The sequence below is a fragment of the Streptomyces sp. NPDC058308 genome, assembly GCF_042880275.1.
Taxonomy (GTDB): Bacteria; Actinomycetota; Actinomycetes; order Streptomycetales; family Streptomycetaceae; genus Streptomyces.
This window is the reverse complement of the sequence record NZ_JBHVZA010000012.1, coordinates 170409-189075: the sequence shown is the minus strand read 5'-3', so window position 1 is coordinate 189075 and position 18667 is coordinate 170409. Positions and strand designations below refer to the sequence as shown.

Sequence of the window (18667 nt, the reverse complement as noted above, 5' to 3'; positions counted from 1 at the left end):
GGTGGGGATCGCCATGGGACGCGCGGATGTGGTGGACAACTCGAACGAGTTAGGGCATGAGGGCGGCACGCACCAGGCTTCCGCCGTCTGCACGGCGTTCCAGCATCTGGTGGCCGATGCCGCCCTCGCCCTGGAGCCGGACCGCTTCGCCTCGGCCGTACGGCTGCTGGACTCGGTCAGAGCCGGCGGCAACTGTCTCTACGCGATCGGCAACGGCGGGAGCGCCGCCACGGCGGGCCACCTGGCGTCCGACCTCGCCATGACCTCGGGCCCGCACGCCGCGGGCCTGCGCACGCACGCCCTCACCGGCAACACTCCCCTGCTCACCGCCCTGGCCAACGACATCGGATACGACCGCGTCTTCTCCGAGCAGCTCGCGCGCCTGCTGACCCCCGGCGACGTGGTGGTGGCCATCAGCGTCAGCGGCGACTCCCCGAACATCGTCGAAGGCCTCAAGACGGCGCGGGCGCGCGGCGTGCGCTCGGTCGGGCTGCTCGGCGGCTCCGGTGGCGGGGCCGCCGCCCTGGTCGACGTCCCCCTGCTGGTGGACAGCCCCGTGTACGGCGTGGTGGAGACCGTGCACCTGGGCCTGGTGCACTCGCTGGCTCTCGCCCTGGGCACGGGGAGGGGGCACACCCGCGACATCCTGGCCCCCTCGCTCGACGGAACGCAGGGCTGACGGTGGCGCGGGGGCCCGCCCGGACGGCGGGTGCGGCCGATGTCGTGCTCGTGTCCGACCGCGGCCCTGTGACGTTCCTGTCCACCCCGTCAGGACCCGTCCTGGAGCGCCGGCCGGGCAGCGTGACGTCGCTGCTCGACCGGTCCGCCCGGGCGCTGCGCGAGGAGGTCCGCTGGCTGGCCCCGTCGACGAGCGAGGAGGACCGGCGGGCCACGGCGGACGGCCGGTTCGCCCGGCTCGGGCTCGGTTACGGATTCCGTACGGTCCCCTGCCTGCCCGCGGACTACCGGAGGTACTACGAGGACGCGGGCGTACGGGGGCTCTGGTACGCGCTCCACGATCTCTGGGACGACCTTCCGCGCCCCCTCGACTCCGCCGGACCGGGGCCGCTGCGGGACGGCTCCGCCCTGCGCGCGTACCAGCAAGTGAACCGGGCCGTCGCCGCCGCGGCCGCCGACGCCTGCCACCCGCGCGGCGTCGTCTGCTTCCAGGACTACCAGTTCCTCACCGCCCCCGGATTCCTCCGCGCCCGGCTGCCCGAGCAGACGGTGGGCCTCTTCCTGCACGCCGCGTTCGCGGCTCCCGAGGCTCTCGCGGTGCTGCCCCGCGCAGCCCGGGGGCTGCTGCTTCGCGGCATGCTCGGGGCGGATGTGCTCGGCTTCCAGTGCGAGCGGTGGGCGGACTCCTTCCTCCGGTTCAGCGGGGAGGCCGGGTGCGAGGTCGACCGCCGGGCCGGGAGCGTCCGGCACGCCGGCGGCCGGACGCTGGTGCGCCGCTATCCGGCGCCGCCCGACCAGGAGTACCTGACCGACGTGTTCGGCACGCCGGAAGCGGACCGGTGGTCCGCCGTCGTGCGCGGGCTGCGGGAGGGGGCGCGCCTGCTGGTGCGCGTCGACCGGCTCGACCCGGCGAAGAACGTTCTGCGGGGCTTCGAGGCGTTCGCGCTCCTCCTCGACGAGCACCCGGAGCTGCGCCGCCGCGTCAGGTTCGTGTGCTGTCTGACCCCGTCGCGGCCCGCGGTGCCCGAGTACGCGTGGTACGCGGCCCGGGTGCGGGATGCCGTCGCGGACATCCAGCGCGCCCATCCCGGTGTCCTGACCGTCTACTGGGACGAGGACCGGACGCGCGCCATGGCCGCCCTGCGGGAGTACGACGTCCTGCTCGTCAACTCGGTCCACGACGGGATGAACCTGGTCGCCCAGGAGGGTGTCCTTGTGAACCGGCGGGACGGTGCGGTCGTTCTCTCGGCACGGACCGGGAGCGCCGAGCGGCTGCGCGGCGGGGCCCTGGTCCTCGACGACCCGCGTGACGTCCGCGCGACCGCGTCGGCGCTCCGGCAGGCGCTCGCCATGCCGCTCGGCGAGCGGGCGGCCAGGGCCGAACGGATGCGCGCGCCGCTGGCGGCGGCCTCGCCCGAGGGCTGGCTGCGGGCGCAGCTCGCGGATCTCGCGGAGGTCCGCGACGGCAAGGGCTGCTAGGCCCTCTCGTCAAACTCGCGTCGTTCGCCCGGAGGGCGGCCTCGCGGCGTCTGGTGCGTGCGATCGCAAGGCGGAGGGTCATCCCGGTACTGGGCGTACCGGGATGAGCCCGACAACGCGGCGAGCGTGCGTGCCAGGCGTCGCGAGGCAGACGGAAGTTTGACGACAGGGCCTAGGCCAGCTACGTCACGCTCTTGCCGACGAGTACGCGCAGGGCTTCGTTCACCGCCTCCGTGCGGGGGTCGCCGAGCCGCGCCAGGTCTTCGAGCGCGAGGGTGTAGTAGACGGCGGCCTCTTTCAGCTGTCCCATGGCGGCCAGCGTCTCGCCCAGGTTGACCGCCGTCGCCGCGGCCCCGGGCTCGTCCCCGAAGGAGCGTCTGATCTGCAGGGCCTCGTCGAAGGCGGCCACGGCCTCGTCCGCACGCCCGGCCGTGCGGTAGGCCTCGCCCAGGTGGTTGAGCGAGGTGCCCTGGCCGAAGAGGTCCTTGATCTCACGCTGGATGCCGAGCGCGCGGAGCCAGCAGCTGATCGCCTCCTCAGTCCGGCCGAGGTCGCGGTGGGCGTTGCCGAGGCTGTTGAGGTCGATGCCCTCGTTCCAGCTGTCCCGGATCTCGCGGTGGATGGCGAGTGCGTCGGTGGAGTGGCGTATCGAGTCCTCGATCCGGCCCATCCGCCGCAGGGCGCCCGCCAGGTTGTTGAGGGAGGTGCCCTCTCCGTACTTGTCCCCAATTCTGCGGCGGATCGCCAGGGCCTGTTCCCAGGTCTCGACGGCCTTCTCGAACTCCTGGGTGCCGCGGTAGGCGTTGCCCAGGCTGTTCAGCGTCCAGGCCTCACCCCTGAGGCAGCCGGAGCGCCGGGCCCCGCGGAGCCCCAGCTCGTGGGTGTCGATCCAGTCGCTCAGGAGTTTGCGTACGTTGAAGAAGCTCCACAGGACCACCGGCAGCTGCCAGGCGACCGAGTCCTGGTCGCAGTGGACCGCTTGCCGCACGAGTGCGATCAGGTGGGTCCGCTCGGTGTCGCACCACCGCAGCGCCTGAGCGCCGTCGGCGAAGCAGAGCGGTTCGCACCGGTCGGGCAGGTCGTCGAGCTCGATCCTGCGGCGGTGGGGCATCAGCTGCCGGTTCGCCGCGTCCGCCGTGTGCAGATACCAGAGCAGGCACCGCCTGATGAACCCCTGCCGGGCTTCCGCGGGCTCCTCCTCGTGCGCCCGCTCGGCCGCGTAGTCATGGATGAGGTCGTGGAAGCGGAAGCGGTCGGGCGCCACCTGTTCGAGGAGATGGCAGTCGATCAGGCCGCGCAGGTACAGGTTGGTGCGCGCCTTGGGGTCGCCGGTCGCGGCGGCCGCGGCAAGGAGGCTGAACTCGCCCGTGGGGTGCAGTCCCATGATCCGGAAGCAGCGTGCGCTTCCGGCGCCGAGCGCGCGGTACGACCAGGAGAAGGCGGCCCGCACTTCGAGCTGTTCGGCGCCGGTGTCCTCGACGTCCGCGGTGAACGTGTCGAGCCGGTGGCGCTCGTCCCCGAGACCTTCGAGGAGGTCGGCGATGGGCCATTGCGGATACGCCGCGACGCGCTCGCCCACGATGCTGAGGGCCAGCGGCAGATGACCGCAGCCGGCCGCGAGCTCCTCGACGGCGCCGCGCTCGTGCACGACGCGGTCGTCGCCGACGATCCCCGTGAGCAGTTCGACGGACTCCTGGGCGGTCAGTGTGTCGAGGCGGATGCTGCGGGCGCCGTAGCTCCCGACGAGTCCCTGAAGGCGGTTGCGGCTGGTCACGATCACCACGCAGGTGGAGCTGCCGGGCAGCAGCGGGAACACCTGCGCCGTGTTGCGGGCGTTGTCCAGGAGGACCAGCATCCGGCGCTCGTGCAGCAGGGTGCGGAACAGGGCGGCGCGCGGTTCGAGCTCCTGCGGAACCTTGGCGGGGGGCACGTCCAGCGCGTGCAGGAAGTCGGCAAGGACCTCCGCGGGTTCGAGGGGACTGCCCGGGCCGTAGCCCCGGAGGTTGACGTACAGCTGGCCGTCAGGGAACGCGGCGCGCGAGCGGTGTGCCCAGTGCACCATCAGCGCCGTCTTGCCCACCCCGGGGGCTCCCCCGACGGAGGAGATCACCGCGGTGTCCGGGCCCGCCTTCTGGGGCTCGGCCAGCAGCAGGTCCAGCTCGCGCAGTTCTCCCTCGCGGCCGACGAACCCCGGCCTGCCGAGCGGCAGTTGATGGGGTATCGGCAGGGGCGGGCGTTCCTCCGGCGGCACTTCGGCCGACTGGAACCGCACCAGGCGGTCGATCAGCCTGCGGCTGAACTCCGGGTCCTGAGCGACGGCCCGGGACAGCTCGTCCACCGATCCGACCGTCGGCCTGCGGCGCTCCTCACCGGATCGCCGCTCCTGGCCCCGCCGCCGGTCGACCCGTTCGTCGACCAGCCTGCGCAGCCCTTCCCAGCTGGTCTGCGTCCCCGTCGTGGGAGCGTCGCGCGAGGGCGCCCCCGCGCCTGTTCCACCGATCTCCCCTGCTGACACAGATCCACCCCCGTGCGCCATGGCGAGTTGGGCGAATTATACGTCTCGCACGCGGACGCGAGACGTGTCCCTTTGGGGAGGCTTGGGTATTGTCGCGAGCGTCCGGGTTCTCCCTGAGGAGGTGCGTGACGACCGCATCATCGGATGCCTTGGTTCTCTTCGGCGCGACCGGAGATCTGGCCCGCAGGAAATTGTGGCCTGCCCTCTACCGCTTGTCGCTGTCGGAAGGCTGCGTCCCGCCGATCGTCGCCGTCGGACTGCCGGGTCCGGGCCGGGCCGGCTTCGAGACGTTCGTGGCCAAGTCCGTCCACGACGTGTGCGGCCCTGCGGACGACCGGGTGGTGCGCCGGCTGCTCGCCGGGACCCGCTTCATCGAGGGGGACACGACCCGGCACGGCACGATCGAGGAGGTGGCCAGGAGCCTGTGGGAGGCGGCGCGGCCGGTGTACTTCCTCGGCGTCCCGCCGCCGCAGACCACCGCCACGATCGCGACGATGGGATCCGTCGGAATTCCCCCGGGCGCCGTGCTCGTGGAGAAACCCTTCGGCAAAGATCTCGATTCGGCCCGGGTCCTCAACGATTCGCTCCTCAAGGTCTTCTCCGCCGAATCGGTGCTGAGAATCGATCACTATCTCGGCAAGGAGGCGGTGGAGAACCTCCTCGCCTTCCGTTTCTGCAATCCCTTCCCGGAGACGGCCTGGGGCCGGGAGACGATCTCCCGGGTGCAGATCACGCACTGCGAGGTCAGGGGCGTCGACAGCCGCGGGTCCCTGTACGAGCAGATCGGCGCGGTCCGTGATGTCGTCCAGAGCCATCTGCTGCAGCTGCTCGGCATAGTGGCGATGCGGCGGCCCGTCGACGGCACCGCACAGGCCTTTCGCGAGGAGATCGCGCGCACCCTCGCCGCGGTACGTCCGGTGGATCCCGGGCAGCTCGTCCGCGGGCAGTACGCGGGCTACCGGGCGGAGGAGGGGGTGGCGGCCGACTCGACGGTGGAGACGTTCGCCGCACTGCGTCTCGACATCGATGTCGACCGGTGGCGCGGTGTCCCGTTCCTGCTGCGCTCCGGCAAGGGTCTTGCAGCCACGGCCATCGAGGTGGTCGTCGAGTTCGTACCGACCGCGCACCGCCTCTGGTTCACCCGCGAGGACCCGGGTCCTGCCCGCATCCGCTTCCGGCTCGGCTCCCGGGGCGGCACCGTACTGACCCTCAACGCCCGCAGGCCCGGGGCGGATCCCGGCCCGATGGCGGTGGATCTGGACTTCGATCTGCAGGCGTCCGGGGACTCGTGGGAGGCGTACACGCATCTCCTCTCGGACGCGCTGCACGGCAGGACGGGGCGGTTCGTGTCGATGGACGCCGTGGAGGAGTCGTGGCGCATCGTGGCGCCCGCGCTGGACCGGCGGGAGGCCCCGCTGCGCTATCCGCGGGGCTCCTGGGGGCCGGACGCGTCGGCCGGGCTGCCGGGGGACGGCGGGTGGTGCGATCCCCTGTAGGGCCTCTTTTCGTCAGGGGGTGGCGGCCGGTCCGGACTCCGCCGCCCGGACCGCCATGCGGTAGGCGCCCCGCACCCCCACCAGCGGGTCGAGGGCGAGTTGCACCGGGACCTCGGCGAGGAGTTCGTGGTGGCAGGCGCCGGGGCTGATGAACCGGTCGAGGAACTCCGTCTTCTCGCGCAGGAGTTCCGCCATGCCGGGCGCCTGCAGGACCCCGCTCGTCAGGGTGACGACGCCGCCCGCCGGCAGGCACACCAGGACCACGCCGCGCAGGTACTGGCCGAAGAGGGCGGCGAAGAGCCTGACGATCCCGAGGCAGCAGGGGTCGCCGGTCCGGGCCGCCGAGGTGATCACCGGTGCGACGGCCGCCCCGGCGGCGCGGGCGCGGGCCACCCGGTCGTGCACGTCAGGGGCGGCCGGGATGACGCGGCGCACGTAGTCGTACATGCGGTCGAAGCCGCGGAGGCCGCCGATCGACTCCTCGACGGTGACGAGTCCCCCGGTCTCCGCCCTGAGATGCGCGAGGTACCCGGCCTCGAACTCGTCCACCGGCTGCCAGGCGATGTGGCCCGACTCGGCGGCGTGCACCGTGCCCGCCCCGTCGAGCAGGGCGCTGCCGACGCCGCTGCCGACGGAGACCGCGAGGAGCTCGCTGGTACGGGAGGCCGGCCCGTGGGAGGTGAGCGGCCGCAGCTCGTCGGGGCCGAGGTCCGCCATGCCGTGCGCGGTCGCGGCCATGTCGTTCACGACGCTCAGCCGGATGCCGTGCCGCGCGGCGTACGCGGCGCTCTCGAACAGCGGCCAGCCGGGGAGGTTGGTCATCCGCACGTCGCCGTGCGCGGGGACGCGGCCGGCCACCGCGAGCACCACGGTCTCGGGCCGCAGGTCCGCCTCGCGGAGGCAGGCGGTCAGCAGGTCCTGCAGCGACGGATGGTCGGCGGTCCGCACCTGCAGCTCGGTGTAGTCCGGCTCCGTGGTCCATCCGCCGCGCAGCCGGGTCCTCGTACCACCCACGTCGAACGCTGCCACCGGTGTACGCACTGCATCACCACTTCGGAATTCGGGTCGGGCCAATTGTCGTACGGCCCGACCGAGTTGTCGTGGGGCACAGTATGACCAGACGTCCATGCACTGCGCGGGAACGGATGCGACGATGCCGATCGAGATCAGAGTGACGGGCGAGGCGGCGGGCGACCCGGCGCTGACACGGAATCTGCATGACTGGCTTCAGCGGGAGGACGAGCTGAGGGGGCGTGTCCGGCTGCGGAGCGAGGCTCCGGAGCCGGACCGGATGGGGGGCGTGGCGGAGTTGGTGCTGGTCTCGGTCAGCAGCGGTACGGTCGCCGCGCTGGTCTCGTCCGTACAGCTCTGGATCCGCCAGCGCCGCGCGGACCTCTCCATCGTCGTCCGGCACCCCGACGGCAAGGAGGTGGAGATCGACGCGCAGCAGATCTCCGGGGCCGAGGAGTTCATCCGAACGGTACTGCGCGACACCGACCCCGCTCCCTGACGACGACCGTCCCGTCAGCTCTTCGGGGCCAGCTCCTTGAGCGCGATGTTGAGCCGGAGGACGTTGACCCGCGGCTCGCCCACGAAGCCGAGGGTCCGGCCGTCGGTGTGGTCGTCGACGAGCTTCTGGACCTGTCTTACGGAGAGGTGGTTGCGCGCGGCGACGCGGTGGACCTGGAGGTCGGCGTAGTCCGGGGAGATGTGCGGGTCGAGGCCCGAGCCCGAGGAGGTGACCGCGTCGGCGGGGACGTCGCCGGGCCTGATCCGGTGGTCCGCGGTCGAGTTGTCCCTGATGACGGCCGCCTTGGCGTCCTTCACCTGCCGGATCAGCTCCTTGCTGTCGCCGGCGAGGTTGGTGGCACCGGAGAGGGTCAGCTTGTAGCGGGTGTTGACGCTGTTCTCGCCGAGGCCGTTGGAGGGGCGCGGCTGGAACCACTTGAGGTCGGGCCCGGGGGTCTCCTGGCCCTTCTTCAGCGGGAGGTCGTAGCGCTGGCCGATGAGTTCGGAACCGACGACCCGGCCGCCCGCCGTCACCTCGGAGCCGTTGGCCTTGCCGGGGAAGAGGGCCTGGGCGACGCCGGTCACCGCGAGCGGGTAGACGACGCCGCAGATCACGGTCAGGACGAGCAGGGCGCGCAGGCCCGCCCCCAGCAACCGGGCGGAGTTCTTTACGGAGTTGTTCATGACCACGTCACCCAATGCCGGGGAGGAGAGAGAGGAGTACGTCGATGATCTTGATGCCGACGAAGGGGGCGACGAGCCCGCCCAGGCCGTAGACGCCGAGGTTGCGCCGCAGCATCCGGTCGGCCGTCATCGGCCGGTACCGCACGCCCTTCAGGGCCAGCGGCACGAGCGCGACGATGATCAGCGCGTTGAAGACGACCGCGGAGAGGATCGCGGACTGAGGCGACGACAGGTTCATGATGTTGAGCTTGTCGAGGCTCGGGTAGGCCACCGCGAACATGGCCGGGATGATCGCGAAGTACTTGGCGACGTCGTTGGCGATCGAGAAGGTCGTCAACGCGCCCCGGGTGATGAGCAGTTGCTTGCCGATCTCCACGATCTCGATGAGCTTGGTCGGGTCGGAGTCCAGGTCCACCATGTTCCCGGCCTCCTTGGCGGCCGAGGTGCCGGTGTTCATGGCCACGCCGACGTCGGCCTGGGCCAGCGCGGGGGCGTCGTTCGTGCCGTCGCCCGTCATCGCGACCAGCTTGCCGCCGGCCTGCTCGCGCTTGATCAGCGCCATCTTGTCCTCGGGCGTGGCCTCGGCGAGGAAGTCGTCCACGCCCGCCTCGTCAGCGATGGCCTTGGCGGTCAGCGGGTTGTCGCCCGTGATCATGACCGTCTTGATGCCCATCCGGCGCAGTTCGTCGAAGCGCTCGCGCATGCCCTCCTTGACGACGTCCTTGAGGTGGATGACGCCGAGGACCCGGGCACCGTCGGCGTCCTCCAGAGCCACCAGGAGCGGCGTGCCGCCGGCCTGTGAAATGCGGTCGTTCAGCTCCTGCGCGTCCTCGGCGACCTCGCCCCCGCGCTCCTTGACCCAGGCGATGACCGAACCGGTCGCGCCCTTGCGGACCTTGCGGCCTTCGACGTCCACGCCGGACATGCGGGTCTGCGCCGTGAACGGCACCCACTCGGCGCCGGTCAGCTCACCCCGGTGCCTCTCGCGCAGGCCGTACCTCTCCTTGGCGAGTACGACGACGGAGCGGCCCTCGGGCGTCTCGTCGGCCAGTGAGGAGAGCTGGGCCGCGTCGGCGACCTCGGCCCCGGTGGTGCCGCGCACCGGCAGGAACTCGGCGGCCCTGCGGTTGCCGAGGGTGATGGTGCCGGTCTTGTCGAGCAGCAGGGTCGACACGTCACCCGCGGCCTCGACGGCCCGGCCGGACATCGCGAGGACGTTGCGCTGGACCAGGCGGTCCATGCCGGCGATGCCGATCGCGGAGAGCAGCGCGCCGATGGTCGTCGGGATGAGGCAGACGAGCAGCGCCGTCAGGACGATCATCGAGGTCTGGTCGTCGGCCCCCGCGTACATGGCGAAGGGCTTGAGGGTGACGACGGCGAGCAGGAAGACGATGGTGAGGGACGCGAGGAGGATGTTCAGCGCGATCTCGTTGGGCGTCTTCTGACGGGCCGCGCCCTCGACGAGGTTGATCATGCGGTCGATGAAGGTCTCGCCGGGCTTCGTCGTGATCTTGATGACGACGCGGTCGGAGAGCACCCTCGTACCGCCCGTCACGGCGCAGCGGTCGCCGCCGGACTCGCGGATGACGGGGGCCGATTCGCCGGTGATGGCGGACTCGTCGACCGAGGCCACTCCCTCGACGACGTCTCCGTCGCCGGGGATGATGTCGCCCGCCTCGCAGACGACCAGGTCGCCGACGCGCAGTTCGGTGCCGGGCACCGGCTCCTCGGTCGCGCCGGTCAGACGGCGTGCGACGGTGTCGGTCTTGGCCTTGCGCAGGGTGTCGGCCTGCGCCTTGCCGCGGCCCTCGGCGACGGCTTCCGCGAGGTTGGCGAAGACCGTGGTCAGCCAGAGCCAGGCGGTGATCGCCCAGCCGAACCAGTCCCCCGGGTCCAGCGCCGCGAGCGCGGTGGTGACCACCGAGCCGATCAGGACGACGAACATCACCGGGGACTTGGCCATCAGGCGCGGGTCCAGCTTGCGCAGGGCGTCCGGCAGCGACTTGAGCAGCAGGGCCGGGTCGAAGAGGCCCGCGCCGACCCGGGTGTCGTCGGCGCCGCGGTGGCCGGTGGGGGTGTCCTGGTGGGGGGCGCGGTCCGCGGTGGCGACCTGGCCCCCGTCCCGGTCGTTCTTGTGCAGGTCAGTGCTCATGACGCCAGCCCCTCGGCGAGCGGTCCCAGCGCGAGCGCGGGGAAGTAGGTCAGTCCGGTAATGATCATGATCGCGCCGACGAGGAGGCCGCTGAAGAGCGGCTTCTCGGTGCGCAGGGTGCCCGTGGTGGCGGGGATCGGCCGCTGTTCGGCCAGCGATCCCGCGAGGGCCAGGACGAACACCATCGGCAGGAAGCGGCCGAGCAGCATCGCGATGCCGATCGTGCTGTTGAACCACTGGGTGTCGGCGTTCAGGCCTGCGAAGGCCGAGCCGTTGTTGTTGGCCCCGGAGGTGTAGGCGTACAGGACCTCCGAGAAGCCGTGCGCACCGGAGTTGGTCATCGAGTGGCCCGGTGTGGGCAGGGCCATCGCGACGGCGGTGAAGCCGAGGACGAGCGCGGGGGTGACGAGGATGTAGCAGGCCGCCAGCTTGATCTCGCGGGTGCCGATCTTCTTGCCCAGGTACTCCGGTGTGCGGCCGACCATGAGGCCCGCGATGAACACCGCGATGATCGCCATGATGAGCATGCCGTAGAGGCCGGAGCCGACGCCGCCGGGGGCGATCTCGCCCAGCTGCATGCCGAGCATCTGCAGGCCGCCGCCGAAGCCGGTGTAGGAGGAGTGGAAGGAGTTCACTGCGCCGGTCGAGGTGAGCGTGGTGGCGACCGCGAAGATCGACGATCCGGCGACCCCGAACCGGGTCTCCTTGCCCTCCATGGCCCCGCCCGCCAGGTCGTGGGCCGGGGCGCCGTGGTGGAACTCGGTCCACATCATCAGCGCGGTGAAGCCGATCCAGATCGTCGCCATCGTGGCGAGGATCGCGTAGCCCTGCCGGAGCGAGCCGACCATCTTGCCGAAGGTCCGCGTCAGCGCGAAGGGGATCAGCAGGATCAGGAAGATCTCGAAGAGGTTGGAGAGCGGGCCGGGGTTCTCGAAGGGGTGGGCGGAGTTGGCGTTGAAGTAGCCGCCGCCGTTCGTGCCCAGCTCCTTGATGACCTCCTGCGAGGCGACCGCGCCGCCGTTCCACTGCCGCGTGCCGCCGGTGAACTGGCCGACCTCGTGGATGCCGGAGAAGTTCTGGATGGCGCCGCAGGCGACCAGGACGAGCGCGCCGACGACGGAGACCGGGAGCAGGATGCGGACGGTGCCGCGCACCAGGTCCGCCCAGAAGTTGCCGAGCTCACCCGTGCGGGAGCGGGCGAAGCCGCGTACCAGGGCCACCGCGACGGCGATGCCCACGGCCGCCGAGACGAAGTTCTGCACGGCGAGGCCGCCGGTCTGCACGACGTGGCCCATGGCCTGTTCGCCGCCGTACGACTGCCAGTTGGTGTTCGCCACGAAGGACGCGGCGGTGTTGAACGCCTGGTCCGGGTCGATGGACCGGAAGCCGAGCGAGCCCGGCAGCGAGCCCTGGAGCCGCTGCAGCAGGTAGAGGAAGAGGACGCCGACCGCCGAGAAGGCGAGGACACCGCGCAGGTACGCGGGCCACCGCATCTCGGTGTCGGGGTCGGCGCCGATGGCCTTGTAGATCCACTTTTCGACGCGAAGGTGCTTCTTCGAACCGTAGACGCGGGCCATGTGGTCGCCGAGCGGGCGGTGTGCCAGACAGAGTGCCGCTATCAGGGCGAGCAGCTGGAGCACACCGGCGAGGACGGGGCTCATATCCGTACCTAGAACCTCTCCGGAAAGACGAGGGCGAGGACGAGATAGCCCAGCAGGGCGACGGCCACGACGAGGCCGACGATGTTCTCGGCGGTCACAGCTTGGTCACCCCCTTGGCGACGAGTGCCACCAGCGCGAAGACCGCGATCGTGGTGGCGACGAAGGCCATGTCGGCCATCGTGGGCTCCTGACGGAAGAGACGGGGAACTGCTTGATCGGTCGATTAGAGGTAAACGCCCGATCGGCCGCATCCGTCGTCCGTTGACGCCCTCCATACGGCGTCGCCGGGCCTCTTGACGGGTCTCTTACGATCTCCTGCCGATGACCGGCACGAGGGCCCTGACCTGGACCGCTGGAGCCCTTCTGCCGGATGCGGACCACCGGCGCGTCCGCGTGGTCGGGGGCCCCGTTCCACAGGTGCGCGGGCGGCACCGGCGGGCCCGCGGCGGCTGGCCGGATCGCGGCTGCCGCCACGGCCCGGACCCCGTGAAGACTGGGCCTCCCTCACGCACCGGGCACCGCCGCCCACCGCGCCCACGCCACCGAGCAGAGGCGGAACGCCATGCCGAACGGAGCGCAGATCCTGATCAACGGCCTCGTGGACGGGGGCGTCCGCGTGTGCTTCGCCAACCCCGGCACCTCCGAGATGCACTTCGTGGCCGCACTCGACGAGGCGCCCGGGCTGCGGCCCGTGCTGTGCCTCTTCGAGGGCGTCGCGACGGGCGCCGCCGACGGGTACGGGCGGATGACGGGACGCCCCGCCTGCACCCTGCTGCACCTGGGCCCCGGCCTCGCGGGCGGCCTTGCGAACCTGCACAACGCGCGGCGGGCCGCGACGCCCCTGGTCAACGTCGTCGGCGACCACGCCCTGCACCACAAGCGGCTCGACGCGCCCCTGGAGTCCGACATCGGGGCGCTGGCCCGCACGGTGTCGGCCTGGACGCGGCGTACGTACTACGCCACGGAACTCGCCGGTGACGTCGCGGCCGCCGTCGCCGCCGCGGCCGGGCCGCCCGGCGCCGTCGCGACGCTGGTGGTGCCCGCCGACGTCTCCTGGTCGCGGACGGCCGAGCCGCCCGCCACCGCCCGTCCCGCCCCCGAGCGGCGTGGCCTCGTCTCCGTGGACGCGGTGACCGGCGCGGCCGCGGCGCTGCGGTCCGGCGAGGACACCGCCCTGCTGCTCGGCGGCGCGGCCGCGCGCGGCGCCGGTCTCGCGGCCGCGGGGCGGATCGCCGGGGCGACGGGGGCGAAGCTGCTGTGCGAGACCTTTCCCGCGCGCCTGGAGCGGGGCGCGGGACGCCCCGCCGTCGAGCGGCTCGCCTACCTCGGCGCGAGCGCGGCGCGCCAACTCGCGGGCGTACGGCACCTGGTGCTCGCCGGGGCCGCGTCACCGGTCACCTTCTTCGCCTACCCGGGGCAGCGCGGCTCTCTGCCCCCCGAGGGGTGCACGGTGCACACGCTCGCGGCCGGTCCGGAGGATGTGACGGCCGCGCTCGAAGGGCTCGCCGAAGTGGTCGGGCCCGGCGCGAAGTCCGCACGGCAGGAGGCCGTCCGGCCCGCGCTGCCCACGGGCGAGCTGACCGCCGAGTCGGCGGCCGCCGTGATCGGGGCGCTGCTGCCGCAGAACGCCGTGGTCGTGGACGAGGCCAACACCTCCGGCCTGTGGCTGCCCGGCGCGACGGCGGGCGCGCCGCCGCACGACTGGCTGACGCTGACCGGCGGAGCGATGGGCCAGGGCCTGCCGCTCGCGGTGGGCGCCGGGGTGGCCTGCCCGGACCGGCCGGTGCTCGCGCTGGTCGGGGACGGGGCCTCGATGTACACCCTGCAGGCGCTGTGGACCCAGGCCCGCGAGGGGCTCGACGTGACGACGGTCGTCTTCGACAACGGCTCGTACGCGATCCTGAACCTGGAGCTCGGCGCGGTGGGCGCGGCAGCGGGCGGGGCCCGGGCGCACCGGCTCCTTGACCTGTCGGGACCGTCCCTCGACTTCGTCGCGCTGGCGCGCGGAATGGGCGTACCGGCCGAACGGGCCGCGACGGCGGCGGAGTTCGCGACCCTGCTGAAGCGCGGTTTGGCGGAGCCGGGCCCGTTCCTGATCAGCTGCGCGGTGCCGCCACTGGCCTGACACATCAGGCTCTCAGGGGTCGCCGTCCCAGAGAGCCCCGTGGCGCCGGTGCGCGTCCGTCAGCCCGTCCCGGAAGAACTTCTCGTAGTACTCCACCTCCACGTGGTGGACCTGGAGCCACACGCCGGGCACATGGACCGCGTCCGTGTGCGCCGGGAAGCGGCGGTGCGTGTCGTGGATGTACGTGCAGATGTCCCGGGTGCACGCGACGACCCGGTCCTCGTACTCGCTCGCCTCCGCCAGGTACCGCTGCCCGTACCCCTCTTTGTAGATGCGGGCGAAGACGTCCTTGTCGCCGTAGACGCCGCCGGGGCCGAACTTGGCCCGGATCACGGCGTCGACGGCCGCCGCCATGGTGCGGTGCGCGGGCGGGCACGCCGCCTGGATGAGGGGCTCGCCCGAGGGGGAGGTCAGGCCGACGGGGTGGGCGCGCAGGGCCGCGTACTTGGGGAGCGGGACGTGCCAGCGCCACAGGTCGGGCAGCCGCCAGCGCGGGGTGACGAAGGAGAAGCCGAGCAGGTGACCGTAGGCGCGGGAGAACTTCGGGTCGCCCAGGGCGATCTGGGGGTTGAGGGACGCGTGGATCCAGGCGCCCAGGCCCATCGCCTCGGCGCTGAGCATCAGGTTCTGCAGGAGCAGGTCCGCCTCGATCTGGGTGCGCAGCGGGCCGAGGGCGCCGAGCGGCAGTTTCAGGTCACCGTTGAGGAAGCCGTTGCGGACCCACTTCCGCACTCCTGCCGGGCGGTGGAAGTTGCGGTCGTCGACGAGGGTGGGGCGGGCGTCGTCCGGCTGGGTGAGCAGGTACATCAGGGCGTTGATGTACTGGTGGGAGAGGTCGACGACCGGGAAGAGGACCGTCGTTCCCGGCAGGTTGGACAGGAACCGGTTGGAGTCCAGGTAGGCCGGGAAGTCGCGCAGCCCCTCGGTGACGTCAAGGCGGTGGTCGAGGACGCGGACCTTCGCCTGCCGCGCCCGCTCGACCAGGCCGGTCGCGTCGAGGGGCGTGCCGGGCGCCGGGTCGAGCCTGCGCAGGAAGTACGTGCCCGTGTCGTTGATCAGGAAGAAGTGCGTGCCCTGTGCGTTGTCGGGGCTGCCCGCGGTGCGGCCCGCCATGGTCATGTTGGGCTTGGCCATGATGGGTTTGCCGTCGCGCGGGTCGTCGAAGGGCCGGTCCGGCATGGTCAGTCCGGTGCAGCCGGTCAGCGCGATCAGCACCGCCTCCTCCAGTTCGGAGAGGGGGCGCGGCGCGTGCGGCGAGCGGTAGCTCATCGAGCCCGCCGGGACGGTGGCGCCGCGGCTCACCCGGTGGGTGCGGCGGCGCCAGAGCGTCTCCAGGAGGGGCCTCGCGAACAGGTCCGCTAGGCCCGGGTGCCCGAGGCCGCCGTCAGCCGCCCGCACGGGCGCCGCCGTCGCTCATCGGCTGCACCTGTCGCCACGGCGCGAACGCGGTGGCCCCGCGCGGCAGCAGGCCGGCGAGTTCCGGGCAGTGCCGCAGCAGGACGGAGTTCATGCCGCCCTTCTGGACCCAGTCGATGCCGAGCGGGGTGTAGATCTCGGGGCGGAAGTCGACGGTCAGGAAGCGGTCGCTCTGCAGCCGCCGGGTGGCCATCAGGATGAAGACGCGGAAGGCCGTGTCGCTGAAGCCGAAGCCGTGCGGCGGGTTCTCGGCGAACAGGCCGACGACGGTGTCGATCTCGTCGACCGATCCGTAGACGTCCTTGAGGCGGGCGACGGTCCCGGGGTCCTGCGACAGGTCCTCGAACCGGCGGATGCGCGGCTTGTGCAGGCCTTCGCGGAAGTCGTTGTAGCGGGGCACGCCGCGCCTGCGGGTGCGGACCAGGTCGACGACGGAGAGGTCGATGATCTCGCCGTCGCGCTCGAACTGCTGCAGCGCGCGCGGGAAGTTGTTCAGGGTGATGGCGCCGGGGTGGGAGATGCCGAAGGAGTACAGCGTGTCCGCGAGTCCGGTCTTGCGGATGGCGGCCTCGGCGGCGGCGCCCTGGATGTCGCGGAAGTTCAGGGTCTCCAGGCGCTGTCCGAAGTGGTGCTCGCGCATCTCGAAGTCATCGGGGATCAGCGGGTGCATGCGGTAGACGGTGACGAAGTCCTCCGTCAGGGAGTACGGCGCGCCGTGGTGGTCGGGCAGTGTCCTGGGAATGCCGGTCAGCGAGTGGGATTCGAGCAGCCACAGGCCGAGCTTCTGCAGCCACTTGTCGGGCGGGCCGTCCCAGTTGGTGTGCAGGCCGAGGTCGATGGCCTCGGTGGCGAGGATCGCGGGGGTCCACTCCACCGTGTGGATCTTGGCGATGAGGGCCGACACGACCAGGCGGGCCGTGTGGTAGACGCTCTCCGCGCTCATCGAGGGGTAGGCGTGCCGCAGCGCGTCGCAGACCGCGTTGTGCTCGCGGGCGAAGAGGGTGTGCATGGCGCTGAGCCCCGTCCACCAGCTCTCGGCGAAGCCGGTCAGCGGGATCCCGTTCGGGCCGATGGGCAAGTGGCCCTGGTCGAGGCGGAGTTTGGGCCCGCCGTCGGGCTCGCGCAGGTACTTGGCGGTCCGTTCGTTCTCGCCGTACACCTCGGAGCCGTCCCACCAGTGGGAGGCGACGTTGGCGAAGAGGACCGGCGGCTGGTCGCCGGGGAGTTCGATGCCTTCGTTCTCGGCGAAGCGCATCACGTGCTCGGCGGGTCCGCCGGGGGTGTTGTGCCAGGTCGTGCCGGGCGGCAGCGGTACCTCGACGGCCTTGCCGCCGGCCTGGTGGCGCCGGTGGTTGACCCAGTCGTGGACCTGGAACTGGATCCAGGCCGCGGCCAGCACGTTCAGCGAGGTCGCCGGCAGGAAGGTCTCCCGGTACAGGAGTTGGCGGCTGACCGTGACCGGGTTCGGGACGTCGAAGAGGTCGGGGCGGTAGACCGGCCGGAGGTTGCGTCCGAAGGGCGCGCCGACGGCGCCCATCGTGGGCTTGGAGAGGTCGTTGTACGTGCCGTCGTAGGACCGGACGGTGCGCAGCTGCTCGTCGAACGCGGGGGGCGGGGGCACGGTCTTGGGCGGCGCCTCGTGCACGTCGGTGTCGATGAGGTTGAAGCGGCGCAGCGCCTTGCGCAGGAAGACGAGGTTGAGCAGGCTCGCCCCCAACGGCAGCCTGTGCCAGGGCACATAGCGGTTGAGGAGGCGGAAGACGGCGCCGACCGGCACGTCGAGCACCTTGTTGCGCAGGGGCTCCTCGGTGACGAAGCGCAGTCCGTGGCGGTGCGCCGCGCTGGCCTCGTAGGCGGACTTGCGGGCGCGGTTGAGGTTGCCGAGCGGACGGAAGTCGTCGGTGGTGAACCACGGGTTGAAGCCGATGACCTCGACGCGGCCGCCCGCGGCCCGCGCCTCGGCGGTGTCGAGGTCCTGGCTGGGGATGGTGAGCGTGGCGACGGGCAGCGCGGGGGCGACGGACTCAAGCCACTCCACGGAGCCGTCCTCGACGGGGGTGCGCTGCTCGTCGACGTACCGCTGGACGCACAGGTCGAAGGCGATGTCGTGGCGGGCGAGGCGGGTCTCCAGCTCGCGGCGCAGGTACTGGGGGTCGCGGCGCCCGGCGCCAGAACCGGCGCTCAGGCCGCCCGCGGCCGGGCGCAGCAGATAGCGGACCGGCCCCGCCGGGCCCCACAGGACGGCGCTGCGGCTCCAGTACGTCTCCCCCGCGAGGCTCTTGACGGTGTGCCGGGCGGCCGCCCTGACATTGCGGCGCATGCGGGTGGCGGTGGCGCGGCCGACGGCGAGCGGTAGCTTGACGAACAGGCCGAGCGCCTTCTTCAGCGGCGTGGTCGCGCCCGCCATGGCGCGGGCGAAGGCGACGAACTCGCGGGCGTCGCGGGCGTGCGACACCGGGTGGTTGGTGGCGAGGAGGTCGTGGCTCTCGTCGGCGGAGACCGTCACGCGCAGGGCGACGCCGCGCAGGTCGGGCGCGCCGTCGGCCTGCCGGATGCCGCTCGCGTTGGAGAGCCGCACGGTCGCGGGGTAGGCCTCGCCGGGCTGGGCGAAGCCGCAGCGCAGGTCGGCGGGGAGGTCGTCGTGGAAGCGCAGCCGGGCGTTCTCCACGCCGAGTGCGGCCTTGGCGTGCAAGGTGCGCTCGATGCCCGCGGCCCGGGCCGCGCGCCGGTTCTTCTCCTGGACCTTCATCAGTTCCTGTGCGAGGCGCTGGAACAGCCGGCGTTCGGCTTCCGGGCTGCCGCCCAGGTAGCGCTCGTAACTCTGCTGGTGCTGTCCGGTGTCGGCCATCGGGCGCCTCTTCCTTCGCACGGCTGCTTGCGGGACTGCGTACGGCACAGGGGGGCAGGCAGACGCTACTGGCGGCACCGGCGGCCCGCAGCGGCGGTTCCCGC

General features: G+C 72.0%; 13 protein-coding genes. 5 read left to right on the top strand and 8 right to left on the bottom strand.

Annotated features, from left to right (window positions below; all coding sequences use genetic code 11):
- The first annotated feature begins 13 nt into the window (after positions 1–13).
- Together ACFVYL_RS18645 and ACFVYL_RS18640 are read left to right on the top strand one after the other, a co-directional pair.
- The gene (locus ACFVYL_RS18645) at positions 14–679 is read left to right on the top strand and encodes an SIS domain-containing protein (RefSeq protein ID WP_389717196.1); all 666 of its coding nucleotides are present in this window, start codon (positions 14–16) and stop codon (positions 677–679) included.
- Between the two features lie 44 nt (positions 680–723).
- Complete coding sequence (locus tag ACFVYL_RS18640) at positions 724–2157, top strand: trehalose-6-phosphate synthase (RefSeq protein ID WP_389717195.1); 1434 nt, start codon at positions 724–726, stop codon at positions 2155–2157.
- 181 nt (positions 2158–2338) lie between these two features.
- Here ACFVYL_RS18640 and ACFVYL_RS18635 read toward each other — a convergent pair whose 3' ends face one another.
- On the bottom strand, positions 2339–4672 hold the full coding sequence (locus ACFVYL_RS18635) for an ATP-binding protein (protein ID WP_389717194.1): 2334 nt from the start codon (positions 4670–4672) through the stop codon (positions 2339–2341).
- 125 nt (positions 4673–4797) lie between these two features.
- Between ACFVYL_RS18635 and ACFVYL_RS18630 the strand changes: the two genes are divergently transcribed.
- Entirely contained in the window at positions 4798–6168 is a 1371-nt protein-coding gene (locus ACFVYL_RS18630; RefSeq protein ID WP_389717191.1) for a glucose-6-phosphate dehydrogenase, read from the top strand.
- A gap of 12 nt (positions 6169–6180) precedes the next feature.
- On the opposite strand, the gene ACFVYL_RS18625 is transcribed toward ACFVYL_RS18630, so the two are convergent.
- Complete coding sequence (locus ACFVYL_RS18625; protein ID WP_389717189.1) at positions 6181–7197, bottom strand: glucokinase; 1017 nt, start codon at positions 7195–7197, stop codon at positions 6181–6183.
- Positions 7198–7321: 124 nt separating this feature from the next.
- Here ACFVYL_RS18625 and ACFVYL_RS18620 point away from each other — a divergent pair, with 124 nt between their 5' ends.
- Positions 7322–7678 carry a hypothetical protein gene (locus ACFVYL_RS18620; protein ID WP_389717187.1) on the top strand — a complete coding sequence of 119 codons (357 nt, stop codon included), beginning with the start codon at positions 7322–7324 and terminating at the stop codon, positions 7676–7678.
- Between the two features lie 14 nt (positions 7679–7692).
- Here ACFVYL_RS18620 and ACFVYL_RS18615 read toward each other — a convergent pair whose 3' ends face one another.
- The 4 genes from ACFVYL_RS18615 to kdpF are packed head-to-tail and all read right to left on the bottom strand — an operon-like array spanning position 7693 to position 12272.
- Complete coding sequence (locus tag ACFVYL_RS18615; protein ID WP_389717185.1) at positions 7693–8361, bottom strand: potassium-transporting ATPase subunit C; 669 nt, start codon at positions 8359–8361, stop codon at positions 7693–7695.
- 7 nt (positions 8362–8368) lie between these two features.
- Positions 8369–10513 (bottom strand): potassium-transporting ATPase subunit KdpB, encoded by a 2145-nt coding sequence (gene kdpB, locus ACFVYL_RS18610; RefSeq protein WP_389717183.1) that lies wholly within the window; start codon positions 10511–10513, stop codon positions 8369–8371.
- Entirely contained in the window at positions 10510–12174 is a 1665-nt protein-coding gene (gene kdpA / locus ACFVYL_RS18605; protein WP_389717181.1) for a potassium-transporting ATPase subunit KdpA, read from the bottom strand. The genes kdpB and kdpA overlap by 4 nt, the downstream gene beginning before the upstream one ends.
- Positions 12175–12182: 8 nt before the next feature.
- Complete coding sequence (kdpF, locus tag ACFVYL_RS18600; protein WP_033264828.1) at positions 12183–12272, bottom strand: K(+)-transporting ATPase subunit F; 90 nt, start codon at positions 12270–12272, stop codon at positions 12183–12185.
- Positions 12273–12736: 464 nt separating this feature from the next.
- Between kdpF and ACFVYL_RS18595 the strand changes: the two genes are divergently transcribed.
- On the top strand, positions 12737–14299 hold the full coding sequence (locus ACFVYL_RS18595) for an acetolactate synthase large subunit (protein ID WP_389717179.1): 1563 nt from the start codon (positions 12737–12739) through the stop codon (positions 14297–14299).
- A 12-nt stretch (positions 14300–14311) separates the two neighbouring features.
- Here the strand turns inward: ACFVYL_RS18595 and ACFVYL_RS18590 are convergent, their stop codons facing one another.
- The gene (locus tag ACFVYL_RS18590) at positions 14312–15697 is read right to left on the bottom strand and encodes a hypothetical protein (RefSeq protein ID WP_389717177.1); all 1386 of its coding nucleotides are present in this window, start codon (positions 15695–15697) and stop codon (positions 14312–14314) included.
- Positions 15684–18563, bottom strand: coding sequence for a peroxidase family protein (locus ACFVYL_RS18585; protein WP_389717175.1), 2880 nt, complete (start codon positions 18561–18563; stop codon positions 15684–15686). Before ACFVYL_RS18585 ends, ACFVYL_RS18590 begins: the two co-directional genes overlap by 14 nt.
- Positions 18564–18667: the final 104 nt, after the last annotated feature.

Coding starts and splice junctions, on each gene's coding strand:
- ACFVYL_RS18645 (WP_389717196.1), top strand. CDS start 14: ATGGGACGCGCGGATGTGGTGGACAACTCGAACGAGTTAGGGCATGAG.
- ACFVYL_RS18620 (WP_389717187.1), top strand. CDS start 7,322: ATGCCGATCGAGATCAGAGTGACGGGCGAGGCGGCGGGCGACCCGGCG.
- ACFVYL_RS18615 (WP_389717185.1), bottom strand. CDS start 8,361: ATGAACAACTCCGTAAAGAACTCCGCCCGGTTGCTGGGGGCGGGCCTG.
- kdpB (WP_389717183.1), bottom strand. CDS start 10,513: ATGAGCACTGACCTGCACAAGAACGACCGGGACGGGGGCCAGGTCGCC.
- kdpA (WP_389717181.1), bottom strand. CDS start 12,174: ATGAGCCCCGTCCTCGCCGGTGTGCTCCAGCTGCTCGCCCTGATAGCG.
- ACFVYL_RS18595 (WP_389717179.1), top strand. CDS start 12,737: ATGCCGAACGGAGCGCAGATCCTGATCAACGGCCTCGTGGACGGGGGC.
- ACFVYL_RS18585 (WP_389717175.1), bottom strand. CDS start 18,563: ATGGCCGACACCGGACAGCACCAGCAGAGTTACGAGCGCTACCTGGGC.